This window comes from Streptomyces sp. NPDC051684 (assembly GCF_044453445.1).
Classification (GTDB): domain Bacteria; phylum Actinomycetota; class Actinomycetes; order Streptomycetales; family Streptomycetaceae; genus Streptomyces.
Map to the genome: position 1 here is coordinate 14803 of NZ_JBITCS010000011.1, position 23903 is coordinate 38705.

The window sequence follows — 23903 nt, forward strand, 5'->3', positions numbered from 1 at the left end:
CCTCTCCCTGGCGCGGTCCCCTGGTCCAGGGGCCGTGTGTCTCGCCGGGCCGTACGGAGTGGTACAGGGGCCGTGCAAGTGGAGCGCCCGGCGGCGCGGTGACTGGCCGTGACTATAAGCGCAGGTGACGGGGTGGAGCGTGGGTGCGGAAGAGGCTGTGACGTTCTTGTTATGCCGGGGTGTGCCGGTTGGCCGCGACGGATCAAGATCACCTCAAGTCCCGCAGTGGAACGGGGTGTTCTCAAGATCGACTCGCTTGCGTACGCCCCGTGTGCGTCGACAGGGCTGCGCGGTGCGACGTTCGCATTGCTTCGTTGCGGCAGAGGTAACCGAGTGTTACCGCTGTGTGAGTTCGGCCCGGGGCTTCGCGCAGCGTGCGCGCAGCAGGGTGAGCAGGTCGTGCGGGTAGCGGTCGACGAAGATGAAGCTGTGCAGTTCCCTGGCCCGCCGGTTGGTCAGGGTGAGGTCCAGGTAGGTCATGTCGAGGGCGCGGGGCAGGGCGGGGCAGTCGCGTACGGCGATCCGTACGGTGAGGGTGCGGCGCGATCCTGCGGTCGCCCTGAACGGTGGGCCGGGTGTGGCGGAGAGCGTCAATCTCGGGTCGCCGGGCCTTATGTGACTGATCGTCACTGGCCCTCCGTGGTCGACGTGCACGGTGAACCGGAAGGTCTCGTCGTGGGCCCCTTCGTACGTCAGGTGGGTGACCTGGGCGGGCCAGGGGTCGAGTGGTGCGGGGGTTGATCGTTCGGGGCGGGACAGGAGGAGCATGCCCGCGACGGCGGCGGCCGCGACGATGGCGGCGATGAGGAGGCGGCGTCTGCGTGGGAGCAGTGCGGTCCAACGGTCGTGCATGCGTGGGGAGTCGGTGCCGACGATGTCGGCGGGGTGCGGCGTGCGGGGGTGGCTGTCGGCCGCCGGTTCGTGCGGCTCGACGGGTCCGATGCCGGTCATGCTCGACGGTAGGGCGGAGGGTGCGGTTCCGCCAATGTCGGCGCGGAGTGGAGGAGTTGCGGGTGCGGGCGTCGATTGCGCCGCGCGGTGTGCGAGTTGGTGAGGCCCTCTGGCCGGGTGGGGCGCGGCGCGGTGGAATACCTCACGTCACCTCCCGTCCCGTGAGTGAACTCCCCGAACGCGCCCTTGGAGGCACGATGGCGAGATCCACCGGTAAGAGATGCTTCGGCCTGGCCCTGGTGTGTGCGCTGGTGGCGGCGACAGTCGCTCCGTCCGCGTCCGCCGTGCAACCCTCCGCCGACCGGGCGGAGTTGAGGATCGAGGATCGTGAGACGCAGCCCGTCTTCTCGCGTGCGGACGCCGTGCTGCAGAAGGTCGACGTGCAGACGGCGGTCGACAGCGACGGTGACGGGAAGCGCGACACCGTGCGCATGCGGATCCTGCGGCCCAAGGAGACGGAGTCGGCGGGCCTGAAGGTCGCCACGATCGTCGAGGCCAGCCCGTACTGGGCGGGTGGCAACGATGTCCCGAACCATGTCGTCGACCTGGACGAGGACGGACTTCCGGAGGCGGGCAAGACGTTCCAACAGGCGGCGGGGCAGGCTGGGTTGACGGGTCCTGCCGTGGCGTACGGCGGGTACTACGACAACTACTTCCTGCCGCGCGGCTATGCCGTGGCCGAGGTCGACAGTCTCGGTACGGGCGACTCCACGGGCTGTCCGACCTCGGGCGGCCGCAACGAGACGCTCGGCGCGAAGGCCGCGATCGACTGGTTGAGCGGCCGCGCCAAGGGCTGGGACACCAACGGTAATCCGGTCCGCGCCGACTGGTCGACCGGTGACTCGGCGATGATGGGCATCTCCTACAACGGGACGCTGCCAACGGCCGTCGCCAGTACGGGAGTCGAGGGCCTGAAGGCGATCGTGCCGATCTCCGGGATCTCCTCCTGGTACGACTACTACCGCGCGAACGGCGGCGTCGTCGCGCCCGGCACGTTCCAGGGCGAGGACACCGATGTGCTCGCCCGGTATGTGTACTCGCGGGCCGACCGGGAGATCTGCAAGCCGGTGCTCGACGCGCTGGAGAGTGATCAGGACCGGGTGACGGGCGACTGGTCGCCGTACTGGCAGGAGCGCGACTACCTGAAGGACGCCGGCCGGATCAAGGCGGCGACGTTCGTCGTGCACGGCCTCAACGACTGGAACGTGAAGACGAAGAACGCGGGCCAGTTGTGGGAGGCGCTGAAGAAGAACCATGTGCCGCGCAAGCTGTGGCTGCACCAGGCCGGGCACGCCAATCCGATGCCGCTGCGCATGGAGGAGTGGCTGAGCCAGGTCCACCACTGGTTCGACCACTATCTGTACGGCATCGACAACGGCGTCACGAAGGAACCTCAAGTCGACGTCGAGCAGGCCGACTTCGGCTGGAAGCGGCAGAGCGACTGGCCGGCGCCCGGCACCCGCTCGACGACGCTGCGGATGCGCGCCGACGGGGCGCTGGGGAGCAAGGCCGGGCCCAAGCGCGTGCAGTCGCTGACCGACGCGGGCCGCACGGTCGCCGCGGAGAAGCTCGTGACGTCACCGGACGCGGCGAATCCGAACCGGCTCGCGTACACGACGAGGGCGCTGGACAAGGACGTCCGGCTCAACGGTGTGCCGAAGGTCGATGTGCGGGCCTCGCTGGCCGGTACGTCGCCGTACGTGACGGCGCTGCTCGTCGACTACGGCCGTGACACCCGCGCCACATCGGGCACGGTCACCGACACCTCGCAGCAGGTCTGCTACGGCGAGGGCGTGCCGGGGCTCGTCGGCGAGACGGGCTGCGCGTACCGCACGAAGCACCGCACCGAGACCGCCGACTACAAGATCGTGACGCGGGGCTGGCTGGACGCCCGCAACCGGACGTCGTACGAGCGCCAGTCCAAGGTCGTCGAGGGCCGTGAGTACCGGCTGCGCTGGGACATGCAGCCCGAGGACTACGTCTTCAAGGCCGGGCACCGGCTCGGCGTCGTCCTGATCTCCACCGACTACGACTACACGCTGCGCTACCCGGCGGGCACGAGGATGACGGTGCGCGCCGGGGACAGCTCGGTGACGCTGCCGCTGGCGCCCATCGGAAAGGGGTAGACGCCGGGGCGTCCGCTACGCGGTGGGCGCGTCAGGGACTTCCTTGAGCATGCAGGTCAGGCGGGCCGAGCAGACCCGCCTGTCCTGCTCGTCGGTGATCACGATCTCGTACGTGGCTGTGGAGCGGCCGCGGTGCAGGGGCGTCGCGACGCCGGTGACGAGGCCGGAGCGGGCGCTGCGGTGGTGCGTGCAGTTCAGGTCGACGCCGACGGCGATCTTGCCGCTGCCGCCGTGCAGCATCGCGCCGACGGAGCCGAGGGTCTCGGCGAGGACGGCGGAGGCGCCGCCGTGCAGCAGCCCGTAGGGCTGGGTGTTGCCCTCGACGGGCATGGTGCCGACGACGCGCTCGGCCGAGGCCTCCTTGACGTCGATACCCATGCGCGTGCCGAGGTGTCCTGCGGAGAACAGGGCGACGAGGTCGATGCCGAGTGCGGCGTACTCGTCGATGACCTCTTGCGGGAACTGCGTGTGGTTCTGCTCGCCCATGGCGCCCGGCTCCGTTCGTCGTGCAGTGCTTGAGTCGTCTACGTGGCTGATACCTGGCTGAGCAAACGCTCAGTCGGTCCTGGATTGTTCCAGGCGGACCACGACGGACTTGCTGGCGGGTGTGTTGCTGGTGTCCGCGGTGGCGTCAAGCGGCACCAGGACGTTCGTCTCCGGGTAGTAGGCGGCCGCGCAGCCGCGGGCCGTCGGGTAGTGCACGACGCGGAAGCCGGGCGCGCGCCGCTCGACGCCGTCGCGCCACTCGCTGACGAGGTCCACGTAGGAGCCCTCGGCGAGGTCGAGGTCCTTGGCGTCGTCGGCGTTGACGAGGACGACGCGGCGGCCGTTCCTGATGCCGCGGTAGCGGTCGTCGAGGCCGTAGATCGTGGTGTTGTACTGGTCGTGCGAGCGCAGCGTCTGAAGGAGCAGGCGGCCCTCGGGCACGCGCGGGTACTCGACGGGCGCGGCCGTGAAGTTGGCCTTGCCGGTGGTGGTGGGGAAGCGGCGCTCGTCGCGCGGGGCGTGCGGGAGCGCGAAACCCGACGGGTCCGCCACGCGCGCGTTGAAGTCCTCGAAGCCGGGGATCACGTGCCCGATGCGGTCGCGGATCGTCGCGTAGTCCTTCTCGAACTCCTCCCACGGCGTGAGCGATTCGGCGCCCAGCACGCGGCGGGCGAGGCGGGCGACGATGGCCGGCTCCGACAGCAGGTGGCGGCTCGCCGGGTCCAGACGGCCGCGGGATGCGTGCACCATGCCCATGGAGTCCTCGACGGTCACGAACTGCTCTGTGTTCTTCCCGTTCGGGCCGACCTGGAGGTCGCGCTCGGTGCGGCCGAGGGTGGGCAGGATCAGCGCGCGGGCGCCGGTGACGGTGTGCGAGCGGTTCAGCTTCGTGGAGACGTGCACGGTGAGGCGGGCGCGGCGCATCGCCGACTCGGTGACCTCCGTGTCGGGGGAGGCCGAGACGAAGTTGCCGCCCATGGCGAAGAAGACCTTCGCCTGCCCGTCGCGCAGGGCGCGAATCGCGCGCACCACGTCGAAGCCGTGCTCGCGCGGCGGGGCGAAGCCGAACTCCTTCTCCAGGGCGTCGAGGAACGCGGGGGCGGGGCGCTCGAAGATGCCCATGGTGCGGTCGCCCTGCACGTTGGAGTGGCCGCGCACCGGGCACACGCCCGCGCCCGGGCGGCCGATGTTGCCGCGCAGCAGCAGGAAGTTGACCACTTCGCGGATCGTCGGCACGGAGTGCTTGTGCTGGGTGAGGCCCATGGCCCAGCACACGACGGTGCGCTTGGAGGCGAGGACCAGCTCCAGGGTGCGCTCGATGTCGGCGCGGGACAGGCCGGTCGCGGCGAGCGTCTCTTCCCAGTCGGCGGCGCGGGCGGCCTTCGCGAACTCCTCGTAGCCGTGCGTGTGCTCGGCGATGAAGGCGTCGTCGGTGGCGCCTTGCGTGCCCAGGATCAGCTTGTTGAGGAGGCGGAAGAGGGCCTGGTCGCCGCCGAGGCGGATCTGCAGGAACAGATCGTTGAGCGCCGCGCCTTTGGTGAGGCCCTTGGGGGTCTGCGGGTTCTTGAACTTCTCCAGGCCCGCCTCGGGCAGCGGATTGATGGAGATGATCTTCGCGCCGCCGGCCTTCGCCTTCTCCAGGGCGGAAAGCATGCGCGGATGGTTCGTGCCAGGGTTCTGCCCGGCGACGATGATCAGGTCCGACTTGTAGAGGTCCTCCAGGAGGACGCTGCCCTTGCCGATGCCGATCGTCTCGGTCAGCGCGGAGCCGGACGACTCGTGGCACATGTTCGAACAGTCGGGCAGATTGTTCGTGCCGAACTCGCGGGCGAACAATTGGTAGAGGAACGCCGCCTCGTTGCTGGTGCGCCCGGACGTGTAGAAGACGGCCTCGTCGGGCGATTCGAGGGCTTCGAGGTCCTCGGCGATCAGGTCGAAGGCGCGCTCCCAGGTCACCGGCTCGTAGTGCGAGGCGCCCTCCGCCAGATACATGGGGTGGGTGAGGCGGCCCTGCTGGCCCAGCCAGTACCCGGAGCGTGTCGAAAGGTCCGTGACGGGGTGGGCGGCGAAGAACTCCGGCGTCACCCGGCGCAGCGTGGCCTCCTCGGCGACCGCCTTCGCCCCGTTCTCACAGAACTCCGCCGCGTGCCGGTGCTCCGGCTCCGGCCAGGCGCAGCCGGGGCAGTCGAAGCCGTCCTTCTGGTTGACGCGAAGCAGCGTCAGCGCGGTCCGCTTCACGCCCATCTGCTCGCGGGCCATCTTGAGCGAGTGCTTGACGGCGGGGAGCCCGGCGGCATGGTGCTGCGGCGCCGCGACCTGCGGCGCGTCCTGTACCGGGTCGGATGCGGGCGGCTTGCTTGCCATGGGTCGGCTCCCCTTTGAGCGGTCCTGCAGTGCTGCTGCGCGTCCTGCCGAGCAGTGCTGTGAGCTACGTCTCCGATCTTCGCACGGGGGTCCGACAACGCCCGCTCCGGCCGGAGGTGGGCCGCGCTGTCAGTGGGGCGTGGCAGGATCGTGGGCGTGGCAGAGAAAGCAGCAGCGAACACGCCAAAGACGACGCAGAAGACGGTGGATCCGGTGGCGAAGGCAGCAGACGGCAGCTCGGGTGGGCGTCCCCGCCTGATGCTCATGGACGGGCACTCGCTGGCGTACCGGGCGTTCTTCGCACTGCCCGCGGAGAACTTCACGACGGCGACGGGCCAGCCGACGAACGCGATCTACGGTTTCGCGTCGATGCTGGCGAACACGCTGCGCGACGAGGAGCCGACGCACTTCGCGGTGGCGTTCGACGTGTCCCGCAAGACGTGGCGCTCCGAGGAGTTCACCGAGTACAAGGCGAACCGGTCGAAGACCCCGGACGAGTTCAAGGGGCAGGTCGAGCTGATCGGCGAGCTGCTCGACGCGATGCACACGCCGCGCTTCGCGGTCGACGGCTTCGAGGCCGACGACGTGATCGCCACGCTCGCCACGCAGGCTGAGGCCGCCGGCTTCGAGGTCCTCATCGTCACCGGCGACCGGGACTCGTTCCAGCTGGTCTCCGAGAACGTGACGGTGCTGTACCCCACCAAGGGCGTCTCCGAGCTGACCCGCTTCACGCCGGAGAAGGTCGAGGAGAAGTACGGGCTCACCCCCGCCCAGTACCCGGACTTCGCGGCGCTGCGCGGCGACCCCTCGGACAACCTGCCGGGCATCCCCGGGGTCGGCGAGAAGACGGCCGCGAAGTGGATCAACCAGTTCGGTTCGTTCGCGGAGCTGGTCGAGCGCGCCGAGGAGGTCAAGGGCAAGGCGGGGCAGAACTTCCGGGACCACATCGAGGCCGTGAAGCTGAACCGGCGCCTGACCGAGATGGTGCGCGACGTCGAGCTGCCGAAGACGGTCACCGAACTGGGCCGCGAGGCGTACGACCGGACGGCGATCGCGATGATCCTGGACACGCTGGAGATCCGTAACCCGTCGCTGCGCGAGCGCCTGTTCGCCGTCGACCCGGGCGCCGAGGAGGCCGAGGAGACCCCGGCCGAGCCGGGCGTCGAGCTCGACGGGACGGTCCTCGCGACGGGTGAGGTCGCGCCGTGGCTGGCCGAGCACAGCAAGGCGGTCCTCGGCATGGCGACCGTCGACACCTGGACGCTGGGCACCGGCTCGGTCACCGAGATCGCGCTGGCCGCAGCCGGGGGAGAGGCCGCCTGGTTCGACCCGTCGACGCTGGACGAGGCCGACGAGAAGGCCTTCGCCGCCTGGCTCGCCGACGCGAAGAAGCCGAAGGTGCTGCACAACGCCAAGAGCGTGATGCGGGTCTTCGCCGAGCACGGCTGGAGCGTCGAGGGCATCACCATGGACACGGCGCTCGCCGCGTACCTGGTCAAGCCGGGCCGCCGCTCCTTCGCGCTCGACGCGCTGTCCCTGGAGTACCTGGGCCGCGAGCTCGCCCCGGCCGGCGCGGCCGACGGTCAGCTCGCGTTCGGTACGGACGAGGACGACCAGGCCGAGGCCGACGCGCTCATGGTGCAGGCCCGCGCGATCCTCGACCTCGGCGAGGCGTTCGGCACGCGCCTCAAGGAGGTCAACGCGGCGGAGCTGCTCACCGACATCGAGCTGCCCACGTCCACGCTCCTCGCGCGCCTGGAGCGGCACGGCATCGCGGCCGACCGCGCCCACCTGGAGTCGATGGAGCAGATGTTCGCGGGCGCCGTCCAGCAGGCGGTGAAGGAGGCGCACGACGCGGTGGGCCACGAGTTCAACCTCGGCTCCCCGAAGCAGCTCCAGGCCGTCTTCTTCGAGGAGCTCGACCTCCCGAAGACGAAGAAGACCAAGACCGGGTACACGACGGACGCCGACGCGCTCGCCTGGCTGGCCACGCAGACCGACCACGAACTCCCCGTGATCATGCTGCGCCACCGTGAGCAGGCCAAGCTCCGCGTCACCGTCGAGGGCCTGATCAAGACGATCGCGGCGGACGGCCGCATCCACACCACGTTCAACCAGACGGTCGCCGCGACCGGCCGCCTGTCGTCCACGGACCCGAACCTGCAGAACATCCCGGTCCGCACCGACGAGGGCCGCGCGATCCGCCGCGGCTTCGTCGTCGGTGAGGGCTACGAGTCGCTGATGACGGCCGACTACAGCCAGATCGAACTGCGCGTCATGGCGCACCTCTCGGAGGACGAGGGCCTCCTGGAGGCGTTCAACTCCGGCGAGGACCTGCACACCACGGTGGCCTCCCAGGTCTTCGGCGTGGGGCGGGACGCGGTCGACGCCGAGATGCGCCGCAAGATCAAGGCGATGTCGTACGGGCTCGCGTACGGCCTGTCCGCCTTCGGCCTCTCCGGCCAGCTGGGCATCGACCCGGGCGAGGCGCGCGGCCTGATGGACACGTACTTCGAGCGGTTCGGCGGCGTCCGCGACTACCTGCGGCGGGCGGTCGACGAGGCGCGCGCCACCGGGTACACGGAGACGATGCTGGGGCGCCGCCGCTACCTGCCCGACCTGAACTCGGACAACCGGCAGCGCCGCGAGATGGCCGAGCGGATGGCTCTCAACGCGCCGATTCAGGGCACCGCCGCCGACATCGTGAAGATCGCGATGCTGAACGTCGACAAGGCGCTCACGGAGGCGAAGCTCAAGTCCCGGATGCTGCTCCAGGTGCACGACGAAGTCGTGCTGGAGATCGCTCCCGGGGAGGCCGCGGCGGCGGAGGAGCTGGTGCGGCGGGAGATGGCCGGAGCGGTTGCGCTCCGCGCGCCGTTGGATGTGTCGGTGGGGCTGGGGGCGGACTGGGAGTCCGCGGCCCACTAGGGCCTGGTCGGTCGGGTGTGGGTCGTGTCGTCGCGGCCCGCACCGGGCCTACGTCGCGGGGCTCTGCCCCGGACCCCGCGCCTCAATCGCCGGCGGGGCTTGAATTGGCGAGGACCGAGGGGTGCGTGAGTGGGTCACCAGTGCGTACAGCACCACCCCGACCCCCACGCCCGCTCCCGCCCCGAAGCACAGGGCCGGGATGATTTCCCACGGCTGCCACGTGAGGCCGGCCCCGTTCACGTACGACAGCCAGCGCGTCACCCGCAGGGCGCCCGCGGCGCAGGCGCAGCCCGCGATCAGGGTCCACGCGAGCCACCGCTCCCCGGTGGCCGGTGCCGGTGCGGGTTCCGCGCTCCGTACCGCCCACCACGCGTACGCGGCCAGCACCGCGAGTGCCGCGGCCGAACCCGCGTACTGGGCGTACCAGTACAGCGGGGAGCCCGCGAACGTCTCGCCGAGGACCGGGAAGAGCCGCACGCCCCAGCGGTCCGGGTGCGTGAAGGCGTCCCACACGACGTGCGTCGTGGCGCCGATCGCCGCCGACACGTACCACCACAGCGGCCACCACCGCGTCCGCGCCCGAGGCCGGAGCACCGCCGCCAGGCGCCCCCGCGCCCGCACCGGTACGAGCCCGAGGAGCGGCTCCCGGATCAGCCGCCACAGGGCCACCACCACGAGCGCGAGCGCCACGTCCACGGTGAAGACGCCCGCGAACGAGTGCGTGAACGCGCCGAATTCCATGGCACCCGGCGCCACCCCCGCCGCGTAGTACGTGAGATCGGGCGCGAACGACCCGGCGACGAGCAGCGCGGGCACCAGCGGCCCCCGGCCCGCACCGTCACGCCGTACGAAGGGCAGCACGGCCGCGGCATGGCTGATGGTGAACGGCACGTGTCCCCCTGTTATCCGTGGCGTGCGAGCGTGGAATCGTACGGCATCCGTAGCGGCGCAATCGTTCAATACCGGGCGCGAACGGGTGTCTGTGCGGCGGAAGTTGTCGTAGGGTCGGCGGGATCCGCGCGCTGGGGAGCGTCGCGGGTCGTTACAGGCGACAAAGGGGAGGGCTCGCGGCATGGCGGCGGTATTCGGCAGGCGACTGCGCAGGGGAGCCATGACGGCCGCGGTCGCCGCCGCGGCGGTGGCGGCCCTGTCCGCGTCCCAGGCCCCCGGAGTGACCACCCCGCACGGGGACAGCGGCAATTCCGCGGCGGACCGCTCCGACGACACGCCACCGGACTCGGCGTCGGGCCCCGACTACTACACGGACCTGCCGCCGCTGGACAGCCCCACCACCGCGCCCGGCAAGGGCGGGAAGGGCGGCGGCGACGGCTCCGGCATACCCGCGACCGTCCTCGACGCGTACAAGAAGGCAGCCGCCGAGATAGGCACCACGAAGCCCGGCTGCAACATCGACTGGCAACTGCTCGCCGCGATCGGCAAGGTCGAGTCGGGCCAGGCCAACGGCGGCGACGTCGACAAGGACGGCAACACCCTCCACGCGATCACCGGCCCGCCCCTGGACGGCAACGGCTTCGCGAAGATCACCGACACCGACGGCGGCTCCTACGACGGCGACACGGTCCACGACCGGGCCGTGGGCCCCATGCAGTTCATCCCCTCCACCTGGGAATGGGCGGGCCGCGACGGCAACGGCGACGGCAAGAAGGACCCGAACAACGTCTACGACGCCGCCCTCGCCGCGGGCCACTACCTGTGCCGCGCCGACCGCGATCTGTCGAACGCCTCGGACCTCAACAAGGCGATCCTCAGCTACAACAACTCCTCGGACTACCTCGCCAAGGTCCTGGCCTGGCTGGAGCACTACCGCAAGCACTCGCACTCCGTCCCCGACGGCACCGGTGTGCTGCCCAAGCACCCGAGCAGCGGCGGCACGGGCGGCGGCGCGAGTCCGTCGCCGACCCCCACCGGGCGCGACTCCGGCCGCCCGTCGCACTCGCCGGACACGAAGAACCCGTCCAAGCCGCCGTCCGGCGGCGGTTCGACGACCCCCGGCGGAGGCACCGGCGGCGGTTCGACCACTCCCGGCGGAAACACGGGCGGCGGCTCGGAGAGCCCCGGCGGGACCACACCGCCGCCCACCACCAGCCCCACCCAGTCCGTCACCAAGCTCGCCGACGCGGGCACCGGCGGCCTCAGCGCCATGGCCGGCGACACCTTCGCCGCCAAGGTCGTGGTGAAGGCCAAGAACGCGGCGGGCTCCGGCGTCGGCTCCGTGAAGATCCGTTTCAGCATCGTCGGTGACACCGACTCCACGTTCTCCGGCGGCGCCACCAGTGCCACCGTCACCACGAGCGGCTCCGGCACGGCCACCGCCCCGGCCCTCAAGGCGGGCGAGAAGACCGGCTCGTTCAAGGTCCGCGCCACCGTCGTCGGCCGCTCCGTGGCCCTCGACTACCAGGCGAAGGTCACCGCACGGGCCGCCGACAAGCTGACCCGCGTCGGCGAGGACCCGCTGACCTGCGAGGCGGGCGGCACCTTCGCCAAGGCCGTCGAACTGGCGGCCACGTACAAGGGGGCCGCCGCCGACAAGGTCGCCGCGACCGCGACCCTCATCACGTCCAAGGACGACGCGACCGAGGCGGCCAAGGGCCCCTACTTCAAGGACGCGGACGGCAAGAAGATCCGCACCCTCAAGGGCCTGGAGACCGGCGCCGACGGGCACGTCACGCTGCCCGAGCTGTACGCGGACGACACCACCGGCACGTTCCTGGTGCGCGTCACCACGACGGGCGGCGCGACGCTCGACGTCGAACTGAAGGTGACCGCGCCGCCCGCCTCGTAACGCCCGCCGCACGGCCCTGCGTTGAGCCCCCGACCCCACACGGTCGGGGGCTCAACTACGTCCCGTACAACGTGTTCTCATTCCCGCTCCGCGTTGCTACGGTGCACCGACCCCGAGGCCTGACGCCTCATCAGATTCCGTGTGCCGCAAGGCTGCAGGGAGGTCGGACATGCGCGCTCTCGTCGCCGCGGCGATCGGTCTCGCCGCGGCGCTCGCCCTGGTCCTCACCATGACCGCGGTCGGTGCCCCGCCGGGCGAGACATCCCCGAAACCGCTGCTGCACTCCGTGCCCAAACACCCGTAGAAGCCCGTGCCACGCCCGTAGCTGAGGAGGGCCGCCGCGATGCGCCGCAAGGCCAGCCTGATCCTGCTCGCCTTCGCCGTGTTCTTCACGGCGATGTCCCCGCTGATGCGCTGGTACGCGTTCCCGCGCCTCGCGAAGATCCCGCCGAGCCAGTACCAGACCATGGTCCTGGAGGCGAAGAACGCGACCCTCGTCGACTACGGGACCATGAAGGAGAAGAAGGTCCCCAAACTCAGCATCGTGCAGACCCTCAAGGGCAACGTCGAGGCGTCGAACAAGGTGGAGGAGAGCGCCGGACGCGACGTCGTCGTCTGGGACGGCCTCACCTACGTGGTGGGACCCGACGGCAAGATGGTCTCCCAGATCCCCGAGCGCTACATCTTCGACGCCCACAGCTCCGCGCCCGTGCACGCCAAGGGCGAGTCCGTCGACGGCGACCCGGTCAAGCGCGAGGGCATCGAGTTCAAGTGGCCGTTCCTGACGGAGAAGCGGGACTACGAGTACTTCGACGCGCGCGCCCGCGTCACCCGCCCCATCCACTACAAGGGCACCCAGAAGTTCCACGGCCTGAACGTCTACTACTTCGAGCAGACCATCCCCTGGACGCAGGTCCCCTTCCCGAAGAAGCTCCCCGTCAAGGGCATCACCCCGGAGTCCGTCGCCAAGACCGGCACCAAGATGTACTACACGACGGTCCGAAAGTTCTGGGTCGACCCGACGACCGGCGCGCCCGTCTACGGCGAGGAGATCCACAAGGAGCAGATGCGCGGCGGCACGCTCCTGGCCAGTGATCCCGACAAGAAGATCACCGCGTTCTCCGGACACGTCAAGATGCGCCCCGACTTCATCGAGTCGACGGTCGACCTGGTCAAGTCGCAGCGCGTCCTGGTCCTGCTGCTCACCTCGTACCTGCCGTGGGGCTTCCTGATCCTCGGCGCGCTGCTGCTCGCGCTCTCGCTGTGGCTGGAGGCGCGCAGCCGGCGGCCCGGAGAGCCGGAGGAGACACCGGCGGTCGAGCCGGAGCCCGACCCGGTCAGCGTCTGAGGCGTGCGTTCGTGTGCCGCGTGGGCTCGGCCGTCGCCGGGTCCTCGGGCCACGGGTGCTTCGGGTACCGGCCGCGCAGATCGGCCCGTACGGAGCGGTAGCCGTCGCCCCAGAACGAGGGGAGGTCCGCGGTGACGGCCGCGGGCCGCCCGGCGGGCGACAGCAGATGCACGAGCACGGGGACCCCGGCCACGCGCGGCGTCTCGCGCAGCCCGAACATCTCCTGCAACTTCACGGCGAGCACGGGCTGTTCGGGATCGGAGTAGTCGAGCCGGATCCGGGACCCGCTCGGCACCTCGAGGCGCTCGGGTGCCAGCTCGTCCAGGCGCGACGCCTGCCCGCCCGCCCACGGCAGCAGCCGTCGCAGCGCCTCCCCGGCGTCGATGCGCTCGAGGTCCGCCCGGCGCCGCGCCGCGCTCAGCTCCGGCTCCAGCCACTCGTCCACGCGCGCGTGCAGCGCCTCGTCGCCCACGTCCGGCCACGGCTCCCCGACATGCCGCCGCAGAAACGCGAGCCGCTCCCGCAGCGCCACGGCGTCCTTGCTCCACCGCAGCAGCCCGAGCCCTTCGCGCCGCAGCCCTTCGAGCAGGGCGTCCCGTACGAGGCCGGGGGCGGGGTTCCTGAGCGGGCGCACGACGAGTTCCACGGCGCCGAGCCGGGTGACGTGCCGGGCCACCAACTCGCCGCCCGCCCAGGCCACTTCGTCGCCCTCGCGCAACAGTGGCGCGGCGGCCCGCCGGGCGACCTCCTCGTCCACCACGGCACCGAGCCGCATGCGCGCGTGCCCGGCCCCCACTGGCCGGTCCGCGACGGCGACGGCCACCCACTCGGCGTCCCGCAGGGCGGACCCGTCGGAGACGTCGGCGCGAGTGCCGGAGACCATGAGCAGGGAGCCGCCCACCTTGCGGGCGACCCGCTCGGGAAAGGCGAGCGCGGCGACGACACCGACGGCGTGATCGTCCGATGCGGGGGCCGGGGCAGCCGTCTCCGCCGAGGTGAGGCGGGCCAGCCGCCGAACCTCACGCGCCCACCGCGAGGCATACGCGTCGCCTCCACGCCGCGCGGAGCGCAACGCCCCACCGAGGTCGTCCCCGTACGCCCGCGGCGGCTCCTCGCTCAGCAGTGCCACGACCTCGGCTGCACGCTTCGCGCCCACCACCGGTGCCGCGTCCACCAGCGCACGGCCGAGGCGTGGATGCAGCCCGAGTCGCGCGAGCCGCGCCCCGCGCCCGGTGGCCCGGCCCGAATCCTCCTCGACCGCGCCGACCGCCGTCAGTACGGACCGGGCCGCCGCCATCGCCCCACCCGGAGGCGCGTCCAACAGCGCGAGCCCCGACGCGTCCGGGTCGCCCCAGCACGCCACCTGCAGCGCGAACGCCGTCAGGTCCGCCACCTTGATCTCGGGGGAGGGGAAACGCGGCAGACGCCCGTCCTCCGCCTGGTCCCAGCACCGGTACACGACACCCGGCGCCTCACGCCCGGCCCGGCCCGCCCGCTGCGTCCCGGCCGCCCGTGAGGACCGTACGGTCGTCAGCGCGCTCAACCCGCGCGCGTGGTCCACCCGCGGCTCGCGCGTCAGCCCCGCGTCGACGACGACCCGCACCCCGGGCACCGTCAGCGAGGACTCGGCGACGGCCGTGGCCAGCACGACCCGCCGCCGCGCACTCGCCGAGAGCACCGCGTCCTGCACGGCGGCCGGCGCCCGCCCGTGCACCTGAAGCACCTCGACGTCGCCCAGGTCGCCCAACTGCCCGGCCACCCGCGCAATCTCCCCGACGCCCGGCAGGAAGCACAGCACGTCCCCGTCCCGCTCGGCGAGCGCACGCCGCACCACGGACGCCACATGCGTCAGCAGCGCCGGATCCACCCGCATCCCGTGCGGCGGCCGCACCGGACGCTCGAGCGGCGCCCACACCACGTCCACCGGATGGGAGACGTCCTCGGCCTCGACGACCGGAGCGCCCCCGAGCAGTGCGGCCCACCCCTCGGCGTCCGTCGTCGCGGACGCCGCGACCAGCTTCAGCTCGGGACGCAGCGCCTCGCGCACGTCCCACAGAAAGGCGGCCACGGTGTCCGCGTCCAGGTGCCGCTCGTGCACCTCGTCCAGCATCACGGCGTCGACGCCGGCCAACTCCTGGTCCCGTTGCAGCCGTTGCAGCAGCACCCCGGTCGTCACGACCTCGACGCACGTGCGAGGCCCGACGACGCGCTCACCGCGCACCGTGTAGCCGACCCGTTCCCCGACCTGCTCGCCGAGCAGCCACGCCATCCGCCGGGCCGCCGCCCGGGCCGCGATCCGCCGCGGCTCGGCAACCACCACACGGCGTACGGGAGCGTCCTGCGCGGAGTCCAGCAGCCCGGCGAGCACCAACGGCACGAGCGTCGTCTTGCCGGTGCCGGGTGGGGCGACGAGCACCGCGGCGCCGTCCGCGTCGAGCGCGGAGGTCAGCGCCGGCAGCGCGGAACGTACGGGAAGGGCATGCAGAGCGTCGTCACGGATCACGGGCCCAGTGTCTGATCCCGCTCGCAGACGAAGATCGACGTCCCCGGGATCAGGTTCCCGCGCAGCGGCGACCAGCCGCCCCACTCCTGCGTGTTCCACGCGGGCCACTCGGGCTCCACGAGGTCGACGAGCCGGAAGCCGCCCGCCACCACGTCCCGCACCCGGTCCCCGATGGTCCGGTGGTGCTCGACGTACACCGCTCGCCCCGCATCGTCCTGCTCCACATAAGGAGTGCGGTCGAAGTAGGAGGCGGAGACGGACAGGCCCTCGGGGCCCGGCTCGTCGGGGAACGCCCAGCGGACGGGGTGCGTGACGGAGAAGACGAACCGGCCGCCGGGCCGCAGCACGCGGTGCACCTCGCGCAGCACCTGCACCTGGTCCGCGATGAAGGGGAGCGCCCCGTACGCGGAGCAGGCCAGGTCGAAGGAGCCGTCCTTGAAGGGGAGCACGCTCGCGTCCGCCTCCACGAGCGGCACCTTGCCGCCGTCGATGCGCAGCGCGTGCTGGAGCTGGCGGTGCGAGAGGTCGAGCGCGACGGGGCGCGCGCCCTGGGCGAGCAGCCAGCGCGAGCACTGCGCTGCGCCCGCGCCGATCTCCAGGATGTCCTTGCCCGCGAGCTCGTCGAGCGGGCCGAGCAGCTCGGCCTCCATCTCGTCGAGCCCCTCGGGGCACCACACGAAACGGTCGTCGCCCAGGAACGTGCCGTGCTCGACCTGATAGTCGTCCGCGTTCCTGTCCCACCAGCCGCGGTTGGCCCGCGAACTCTCGGTGGTGTCCGCGTCCCGCCGGGTCGCCGTCGAGTCGTCGTCGACCGTAGAGGGGGAGTCGTGCGCTTCCATTGGTCCGGACTCTTGGATGATCGGCTCCCTCGTAATAGTGTGCGGGCCCTGCGAGGCCCAAGGCGGTGCCAGTGGCCTCGCGTGACAGGTTTTCTGCCGGGTATGCGGCGATCCGCCCCGGGTGTGCGCCTTCGCGCATTGACCCTGTCCGGCTGCCCCCGTATGCTACAAGTTGCGCTGCGGGCCTGCGCACCTCGGACATAGCAGGCTGTGCTCGCATCTGTTGTATGTCCCCTCGGTTATCGAGGCGCCACCGGTTCCTCAGGGAAGTCCGGATTCGGCGCTTCCTGGGCTGTCCGGCTTCTTCAGAGCGAAACGGGTTCCCGGCGTAGCAGTACCCACCGACTTTCAATGTCCGCCGGAGCCCTTTCCCACATGACGAGCAGCACCGAGACCACCGCCACCACCCCGCAGGTTGCGGTCAACGACATCGGTAACGAGGAAGCTTTCCTCGCCGCCATCGACGAGACGATCAAGTACTTCAACGATGGCGACATCGTCGACGGCGTCATCGTCAAGGTTGACCGGGACGAGGTTCTCCTCGACATCGGTTACAAGACCGAAGGTGTCATCCCGAGCCGCGAGCTCTCGATCAAGCACGACGTCGACCCGAACGAGGTCGTGGCCGTCGGCGACGAGATCGAGGCCCTGGTTCTCCAGAAGGAGGACAAGGAAGGCCGTCTGATCCTGTCCAAGAAGCGCGCTCAGTACGAGCGTGCCTGGGGCACGATCGAGAAGATCAAGGAAGAGGACGGGATCGTCACCGGTACCGTCATCGAGGTCGTCAAGGGTGGTCTCATCCTCGACATCGGCCTCCGTGGCTTCCTGCCGGCCTCCCTCGTCGAGATGCGCCGCGTCCGCGACCTTCAGCCTTACGTGGGCAAGGAGCTCGAGGCGAAGATCATCGAGCTGGACAAGAACCGCAACAACGTGGTCCTGTCCCGCCGTGCCTGGCTCGAGCAGACCCAGTCCGAGGTCCGCCAGACGTTCCTCACCACCCTGCAGAAGGGTCAGGTCCGCTCCGGCGTCGTTTCCTCGATCGTCAACTTCGGTGCCTTCGTGGACCTGGGTGGCGTCGACGGTCTCGTCCACGTCTCCGAGCTCTCCTGGAAGCACATCGACCACCCCTCCGAGGTTGTCGAGGTCGGCCAGGAAGTCACCGTCGAGGTCCTCGACGTCGACATGGACCGCGAGCGTGTCTCCCTGTCGCTGAAGGCGACGCAGGAAGACCCGTGGCAGCAGTTCGCCCGTACGCACCAGATCGGCCAGGTCGTTCCCGGCAAGGTCACGAAGCTGGTTCCGTTCGGTGCGTTCGTCCGCGTCGACGAGGGCATCGAGGGCCTGGTCCACATCTCCGAGCTGGCCGAGCGCCACGTGGAGATCCCGGAGCAGGTCGTCCAGGTCAACGACGAGATCTTCGTCAAGGTCATCGACATCGACCTCGAGCGTCGTCGCATCAGCCTCTCGCTGAAGCAGGCCAACGAGGCCTTCGGTGCCGACCCGTCGGCCGTCGAGTTCGACCCGACCCTGTACGGCATGGCCGCGTCCTACGACGACCAGGGCAACTACATCTACCCCGAGGGCTTCGACCCCGAGACCAACGACTGGCTCGAGGGCTTCGACACCCAGCGCGAGGCCTGGGAGACCCAGTACGCCGAGGCGCAGCAGCGCTTCGAGCAGCACCAGGCTCAGGTCATCAAGTCCCGCGAGGCCGACGCCCAGGCCGAGGCCGAGGGTGCTGCGGCTCCCGCCGGTGCTTCGGCTCCGGCGGCCTCCGGTGGCGGCGGCGGTGGCGGCTCGTACTCCTCGGAGACGGCCGACAACTCCGGCGCGCTCGCCTCGGACGAGGCGCTCGCCGCGCTTCGCGAGAAGCTGGCGGGCGGCCAGAGCTGAAACGCTCTGCGCTAGCAGGTAGTTAGCGGTTGGCCCGCACCATTTGGTGCGGGCCAACCGTTTTTTTGCGCCCTGGGCCACAGGGTGTCGCCTCGTCGGCTGTGCCACCGGCGATGTGTTGCGCGCGCAGTTCCTCGCGCCCCCTCTGCCGCGCCGCTTCCCGCCCAAGAGAAACGTGGCGGATACACGAGGTGTGGGTGTGCCGTAACGCGGCGTTGCCACCATCCCCGGATCAGCCAAGATCGCTCACCAGGCGAGGGGAATCGGCACCATGGCAGCACAGTGGACGACGGGCACGGGCGGCAGTCGACGGGCGTTCTTGCGGAACGTGGGGGTCACCGGGGGTGCGGGGGCCATGTTCGCGACCATGGGGGCTCTGGGGCTCGCGCCGACCGCGCAGGCCGCGCAGCGCGAATCGCCGTACCGTGCCCCGCGGTCGGGGGACTTCTCGCTGAGCGGGCGCGGCGCTGCGAAGGTCGTGATCGTCGGCGGCGGCATCGCCGGGCTCGCCACCGCGTACGAGCTGGGCAAGGCCGGCTACGACTGTACGGTCCTGGAGGCCAGGGACCGGACCGGCGGACGCAACTTCACGGTGCGGGGCGGGGATTCGACCGTCGACACGTACGGGAACCGGCAGACCGCGAGCTTCAGTGACGGGCAGTACATGAACGCCGGTCCTGCGAGACTCCCGCAGTGGATGGTCACGCTCGACTACTGCCGTGAACTCGGCGTCCCCATCGAGGTGTTCACCAATACCAATGCCGACGCATACCTCTTCAACGAGTCGGCCGGAATGACGAAGCCCGTGCGGTACAGGACCGCCAAGGCCGATGTCTACGGCTACGTGTCCGAGCTGCTGGCCAAGGCCTCCGACAAGGGGGCGTTGGACAAGGAGCTGAGTGTTGCCGACCAGGAGCGGCTCGTCGAGTTCCTGAAGGACTTCGGGGCACTGGGGGACAAGCTCGCCTACGAGGGGTGTGACCGGCGGGGGTACTCGACCGTGCCCGCCGCGACCGGCACGCCGGGCGTGGTGCTCGGGGACGTGCCCTCCGCGTCCGAGGTGTTCGCGAGCGGCGTCGGGCGCTACTTCTCCTTCGAGTTCGGCTTCGACCAGGCCATGCTGATGTTCCAGCCGGTCGGCGGGATGGACCGGATACCGAAGGCGCTGACGGGCGCGATAGGGGCTTCCCGGATCCGTACCGGGGCAGTCGTCAGCAAGATCACGGACAAGGGGGACCGGGTCTCCGTCACCTACGCGCAGGGCGGTCGGACCAGGGTCGTCGAGGCGGACTTCTGCGTCGGGGCGCTGCCGCCCAACATCCTCGCCAGGATCCCGCACAACCTCGGCTCCGGCGTGCAGAACGCCCTTGAGGCAATCAAGCCGCAGTCCGCGGGCAAGATCGGCCTGGAGTACAGGTCCCGCTGGTGGGAGCTGGACCACCGGATCTACGGCGGCATCACCGAGACCGACATGGACCTCAGCCACATCTGGCACCCGTCGTACGGGTTCCACGGCGAGCGCGGCCTCATGATCGGCTACTACAACTACGACGCGGATGCCGACGCGTACGCGAAGCTCACGCCCGACAAGCGCGAGGCGCGGGCCGTGGCGCAGGGCGTGAAGATCTACGGCGAGAAGTACCGGACCGAGCTGGCGACCTCGTTCTCGCACCACTGGCGGCAGGCGCCGCACCTGGAAGCCGCCTGGCACGACACCCCGGGTGGCCCCGACGACCCCCGCTACAAGCCGCTCAACGAGCCGACGGGCCGCGTCTACTTCGCCGGTGACTGGCTCAGCTACACCGACGCCTGGCAGCACGGGGCGTTCACGTCGGCGCGGCGGGCGGTGAGCCGGCTGCACGCGCGCGTGCTGGCCGACTGACATGGTCCGACGCGCACTCACGCGCCGCTCATGTTCGTAAGAGGCAGCTGAGAAAGGGTGCGGACGGGAATGTCCGCACCCGCTCCGCGCGTTCTTGGGGTGGAACACGAGGAGGAGCGGTCACTGTGCTTGATCCGCAGGATTTGTACTCATGGGAGCCGAAGGGGCTCGCCGCCGTGGACATGGCGCTGGCCCAGGAGTCGGCCGGGTTGGTCATGCTCTACCACTTCGACGGCTACATCGACGCCGGTGAGACGGGCGACCAGATCGTCGAGCGGCTCATCGACTCGTTGCCGCACCAGGTGGTCGCCCGCTTCGACCACGACCGGCTCGTGGACTACCGGGCACGCCGTCCGCTGCTCACGTTCCGGCGCGACCGGTGGACCGAGTACGAGACGCCGGTGCTCGAGGTGCGGCTCGTGCAGGACGCGACGGGGGCGCCGTTCCTGCTGCTCGCCGGGCCGGAGCCGGATGTCGAGTGGGAGCGTTTCGCGGCCGCCGTCCGGCAGATCGCGGAGCGGCTCGGGGTGCGCCTCGCGGTGAACTTCCACGGGATCCCGATGGGCGTCCCGCACACGCGGCCCGTGGGCCTCACGCCGCACGGCAACCGCACCGATCTGGTGCCGGGGCACGCCAGCCCGTTCGACGAGGCGCAGGTGCCGGGCAGCGCCGCGGCCCTCGTCGAGTACCGCCTCATGGAGGCGGGCCACGACGTCCTCGGCGTCGCCGCGCACGTCCCGCACTACATCGCCCGCTCCGCGTACCCGGACGCCGCGCTCACCGTCATCGAGGCGATCACGGCGGCGACGGGCATGGTGCTGCCGGGCGTCGCGCACGGACTGCGCACGGACGCGCACCGTACGCAGACGGAGATCGACCGGCAGGTCCAGGAGGGCGACGAGGAGCTGGTCTCCCTGGTCCAGGGCCTTGAGCACCAGTACGACGCGGCCGCGGGCGCGGACCAGCGGGGCAACATGCTGGCGGAGCCCATGGACATCCCGTCGGCCGACGAGATCGGCCAGGAGTTCGAGAAGTTCCTGGCGGAGCGCGAGGGCGACGCCTGATCACGGGCCCTGCCCGATCAGCCCGGCAGGCCCTAAGCTTCCGCTTATGTTGAAGGTGGGGCTGACCGGCGGAATCGGTGCCGGCAAGAGTGAGGTGTCGCGGCTGCTCGTGGAGCGGGGGGCCGTGCTGATCGATGCCGACAGGATCGCGCGCGAGGTCGTCGAGCCCGGAACGCCGGGGCTCGCGGCCGTCGCCGAGGCGTTCGGCGACGAGGTGCTGGCGCCGGACGGGAGCCTGGACCGGCCGAGGCTCGGCTCGGTCGTGTTCGCGGACGCCGACAAGCTGGCCATCCTCAACAAGATCGTGCACCCGCTGGTCGGCACCCGCTCCGCCGAGCTGGAGGCCACCGCTGGGCCCGACTCCGTCGTCGTCCACGACGTGCCGCTGCTCACCGAGAACGGGCTCGCGTCGTTCTACGACCTCGTGATCGTCGTCGACGCGAGCACCGAGACCCAACTCGACCGACTCACCAGGCTGCGCGGCATGAGCGAGGACGACGCGCGGGCCCGGATGTCCGCGCAGGCCACCCGCGAGAAGCGCCTTGAGATCGCGGACATCGTGATCGACAACGACGTACCGCTGGAGCGGCTGACGGAGCGGGTCGACGAGGTCTGGGCGGAGCTGGCGCGCCGGGCGCGTGCCGCGACCGCGTGATCGTTCTCGCCGCCTGCACCGCGCTGGGCGGCCTGGTGGCGCTCATCGCGGGCGCCTACGGACTGCAGCGCGGTCGTCGTGTCCAGAGCGCGGGGAACATCGCGCAGGCCCTGGTCAAACCGCCGCAACCGGGGTCCGAGCGGCCGCTGCTCCAGTTCGAGACGGGCGACGGCCGGGTCGTGGAGGTCGTCTCGCCCGTGCCGCCCAGCAACGGCGACCGCTGCCCGCCGGCGGGGTCGTCAGCGTCGCGTACGACACGGAGGACCCGCGCGAGACCGTGCTGCTCGGCGGCGAACGGCCCGGGGTCGACCGGGCCTTCATGATCGCGGGAGCACTGCTGGTGCTCGTCGGCATGGTGCTCACGGTGTCCCTGAGCAGCTCGCGCTGATCGCGCCGCGTGTTCCGCCCAAGGGCGGCGGGAAGGAATAGGCCTTACGGTCCACGGTGTTGACCTGGTCGACACCAGGAGGAGGTTCGTCGTGCCCGAGGCCACCCCGGAGACACACGTCATCGACTATCGCGCCGCCGAGCAGCTCCTGGCCGCGCGCGATCCGCGCGGAGCGGTGAAGCTTCTGGACGACGTGCTCGCCGTCTACCCGGAGCACACGGCGGCCCGGCTGCTGCGGGCCCGCGCGTTCTTCGCCGCCGCGCAACTGCGGGCGGCGGAGCTGGAGTTCACGATCGTCCTGGAGCGCGAGCCGGACAACGCGTTCGCGCACTTCGCGCTGGCCAGGACGTACGAGCGGTGGTCGCGCCCGCGGCAGGCACGCAAGCACTTCCGCCTCGCCGCCGCGCTCGACCCGCAGCCGGAGTACCTGGCGGCGGCGCGCTTCGACGACTGAGGGGCGCTACCGCGCCCTGCGGTACGGCGGGACGTCCCGGCCCGGCTGATAGTGCGGGCCCTGCCGGATGTGCCGCAGGATCATGAACAGGTCGACCGTCGTGATCAGCCAGAGGATTCCGCAGGCCAGCGCCCATCCCGGGCGGTGCGCCAGCAGGAACGCGACGGTGCCGAAGACCGTCCACACGAGCCCGAACAGCGCGAGCCCGAGCCGCAGGCGCAGCGGGCTGCGGGCGGTGACCGGCTCGTCACCGGTGCGGACGAAGTGCGCCGGGTGCGGCCGGTGCGTGCGATGCGGATGCGTGCGGTCCATGGTCACCATCCCCTCCGCGCGTGGGCGACGGGCGGGGGCGCTCGAGCACCCCTTTCGCGGCCTCCCTTCCAGGGTGCCACGCGGGATCCGTGGGCGGGGAACGGCGCGGGCGGGCGGTTCGTTGGGCCGGCATGGGTCTTGAGATGCGTACGGGATACGAGGGCACGGGACCGGGGGCGATCACGCCCGACGGCTGTGCCGTGGAGCTGTATTCGCGGCTTGTGGTCGAGGACGAGCCGGACGTCGTGGCGGGGGCCGTGCCCGCGGGCGCGAGCCTGCTGGAGCTCGGCTGCGGGGTCGGCCGTGTGACGCACGCGCTCGTGGAGCGCGGCTTCACGGTGACGGCGGTCGACGAGTCGCCCGAGATGCTGGAGCGGGTCAGGGGCGCGCGCACCGTGCGCGCCGCCATCGAGGAGCTGGACCTCGGCGAGACGTTCGACGTGGTGCTGCTCGGGTCGATCCTCGTACACACGGGCGAGGCGGCGGTGCGCGAGGGGATGCTCGCCGCGTGCCGGCGTCATGTCGCCGACGACGGCTGTGTGTTGATCCAGCGCGAGCCGGCGGGGGCGCACGAGAACCTGCCGCGGGAGGTGACGAGGCCCGGCGGGCTCACCATCCGCAAGCTCTACTCGGAGCCGGTGGGAGACGACGGGGTGCGCTCGGTGAAGGTCGAGTACGTGTTCCCCGACGCGGTGTGGACCCAGACGTACCGGGTGCGCCCGCTCAGTCCGGAGGAGTTCGAACAGGCCCTGGCGCAGGCCGGTTTGAAGATCGACCGGGTGCTGACGGAGAACGGCAGCTGGGTGCGGGCCGTGCCGGTGTAACGGCGGGCGGGGCGCGATGAGTTCGGCAGGCGGGCCCGGTCTGTATCGGTGACAGCGCACCGCACCGTGCGGGCCGCGCCCCC

General features: G+C 70.9%; 18 protein-coding genes. 11 read left to right on the forward strand and 7 right to left on the reverse strand.

What is annotated here, in order from left to right; all coding sequences use genetic code 11:
* Positions 1-336: 336 nt before the first annotated feature.
* Complete coding sequence (locus tag ACIA8D_RS15385; RefSeq protein WP_399232259.1) at positions 337-951, reverse strand: hypothetical protein; 615 nt, start codon at positions 949-951, stop codon at positions 337-339.
* Positions 952-1148: 197 nt separating this feature from the next.
* Here ACIA8D_RS15385 and ACIA8D_RS15390 point away from each other — a divergent pair, with 197 nt between their 5' ends.
* Positions 1149-3077 (forward strand): Xaa-Pro dipeptidyl-peptidase, encoded by a 1929-nt coding sequence (locus tag ACIA8D_RS15390; RefSeq protein ID WP_399232260.1) that lies wholly within the window; start codon positions 1149-1151, stop codon positions 3075-3077.
* A gap of 15 nt (positions 3078-3092) precedes the next feature.
* On the opposite strand, the gene ACIA8D_RS15395 is transcribed toward ACIA8D_RS15390, so the two are convergent.
* Together ACIA8D_RS15395 and ACIA8D_RS15400 are read right to left on the reverse strand one after the other, a co-directional pair.
* Positions 3093-3563 carry a hotdog fold thioesterase gene (locus ACIA8D_RS15395; protein WP_399232262.1) on the reverse strand — a complete coding sequence of 157 codons (471 nt, stop codon included), beginning with the start codon at positions 3561-3563 and terminating at the stop codon, positions 3093-3095.
* A 69-nt stretch (positions 3564-3632) separates the two neighbouring features.
* Entirely contained in the window at positions 3633-5927 is a 2295-nt protein-coding gene (locus tag ACIA8D_RS15400; RefSeq protein WP_399232263.1) for an FdhF/YdeP family oxidoreductase, read from the reverse strand.
* 258 nt (positions 5928-6185) lie between these two features.
* On the opposite strand from ACIA8D_RS15400, the gene polA reads away from it, so the two are divergent.
* Positions 6186-8855 (forward strand): DNA polymerase I, encoded by a 2670-nt coding sequence (polA, locus tag ACIA8D_RS15405; protein ID WP_399232576.1) that lies wholly within the window; start codon positions 6186-6188, stop codon positions 8853-8855.
* A gap of 48 nt (positions 8856-8903) precedes the next feature.
* Here the strand turns inward: polA and ACIA8D_RS15410 are convergent, their stop codons facing one another.
* Positions 8904-9746 (reverse strand): DUF4184 family protein, encoded by an 843-nt coding sequence (locus ACIA8D_RS15410; protein WP_399232265.1) that lies wholly within the window; start codon positions 9744-9746, stop codon positions 8904-8906.
* Positions 9747-9927: 181 nt separating this feature from the next.
* On the opposite strand from ACIA8D_RS15410, the gene ACIA8D_RS15415 reads away from it, so the two are divergent.
* From ACIA8D_RS15415 to ACIA8D_RS15425, 3 genes are all read left to right on the forward strand, one after another.
* The gene (locus tag ACIA8D_RS15415; RefSeq protein WP_399232267.1) at positions 9928-11658 is read left to right on the forward strand and encodes a lytic transglycosylase domain-containing protein; all 1731 of its coding nucleotides are present in this window, start codon (positions 9928-9930) and stop codon (positions 11656-11658) included.
* A gap of 169 nt (positions 11659-11827) precedes the next feature.
* A complete protein-coding gene (locus ACIA8D_RS15420) occupies positions 11828-11962 on the forward strand; it encodes an SPW_0924 family protein (protein ID WP_266720761.1) in 135 nt (44 codons plus the stop codon).
* A gap of 39 nt (positions 11963-12001) precedes the next feature.
* The gene (locus tag ACIA8D_RS15425) at positions 12002-13006 is read left to right on the forward strand and encodes a DUF3068 domain-containing protein (RefSeq protein WP_399232269.1); all 1005 of its coding nucleotides are present in this window, start codon (positions 12002-12004) and stop codon (positions 13004-13006) included.
* Here ACIA8D_RS15425 and hrpB read toward each other — a convergent pair.
* A complete protein-coding gene (gene hrpB / locus ACIA8D_RS15430) occupies positions 12996-15509 on the reverse strand; it encodes an ATP-dependent helicase HrpB (protein WP_399232270.1) in 2514 nt (837 codons plus the stop codon). The two genes, ACIA8D_RS15425 and hrpB, sit on opposite strands and share 11 nt — an antisense overlap.
* Positions 15506-16348 carry a class I SAM-dependent methyltransferase gene (locus ACIA8D_RS15435; protein ID WP_399232272.1) on the reverse strand — a complete coding sequence of 281 codons (843 nt, stop codon included), beginning with the start codon at positions 16346-16348 and terminating at the stop codon, positions 15506-15508. Before ACIA8D_RS15435 ends, hrpB begins: the two co-directional genes overlap by 4 nt.
* A gap of 375 nt (positions 16349-16723) precedes the next feature.
* On the opposite strand from ACIA8D_RS15435, the gene rpsA reads away from it, so the two are divergent.
* The 5 genes from rpsA (at position 16724) to ACIA8D_RS15460 (ending at position 22684) form a co-directional block, all read left to right on the forward strand.
* Positions 16724-18241 (forward strand): 30S ribosomal protein S1, encoded by a 1518-nt coding sequence (gene rpsA, locus ACIA8D_RS15440; RefSeq protein WP_399232274.1) that lies wholly within the window; start codon positions 16724-16726, stop codon positions 18239-18241.
* Positions 18242-18596: 355 nt separating this feature from the next.
* Positions 18597-20123 carry a flavin monoamine oxidase family protein gene (locus ACIA8D_RS15445; protein ID WP_399232276.1) on the forward strand — a complete coding sequence of 509 codons (1527 nt, stop codon included), beginning with the start codon at positions 18597-18599 and terminating at the stop codon, positions 20121-20123.
* Positions 20124-20248: 125 nt separating this feature from the next.
* The gene (locus tag ACIA8D_RS15450; RefSeq protein ID WP_399232278.1) at positions 20249-21187 is read left to right on the forward strand and encodes a PAC2 family protein; all 939 of its coding nucleotides are present in this window, start codon (positions 20249-20251) and stop codon (positions 21185-21187) included.
* 46 nt (positions 21188-21233) lie between these two features.
* Positions 21234-21842 carry a dephospho-CoA kinase gene (coaE, locus tag ACIA8D_RS15455; protein WP_399232279.1) on the forward strand — a complete coding sequence of 203 codons (609 nt, stop codon included), beginning with the start codon at positions 21234-21236 and terminating at the stop codon, positions 21840-21842.
* Positions 21843-22321: 479 nt separating this feature from the next.
* The gene (locus ACIA8D_RS15460; RefSeq protein ID WP_399232281.1) at positions 22322-22684 is read left to right on the forward strand and encodes a tetratricopeptide repeat protein; all 363 of its coding nucleotides are present in this window, start codon (positions 22322-22324) and stop codon (positions 22682-22684) included.
* A gap of 6 nt (positions 22685-22690) precedes the next feature.
* Here the strand turns inward: ACIA8D_RS15460 and ACIA8D_RS15465 are convergent, their stop codons facing one another.
* Positions 22691-22996, reverse strand: coding sequence for a DUF6343 family protein (locus ACIA8D_RS15465; RefSeq protein WP_399232283.1), 306 nt, complete (start codon positions 22994-22996; stop codon positions 22691-22693).
* 143 nt (positions 22997-23139) lie between these two features.
* Here ACIA8D_RS15465 and ACIA8D_RS15470 point away from each other — a divergent pair, with 143 nt between their 5' ends.
* Positions 23140-23820 (forward strand): methyltransferase, encoded by a 681-nt coding sequence (locus tag ACIA8D_RS15470; protein ID WP_399232285.1) that lies wholly within the window; start codon positions 23140-23142, stop codon positions 23818-23820.
* The last annotated feature ends 83 nt before the right edge of the window (positions 23821-23903 follow it).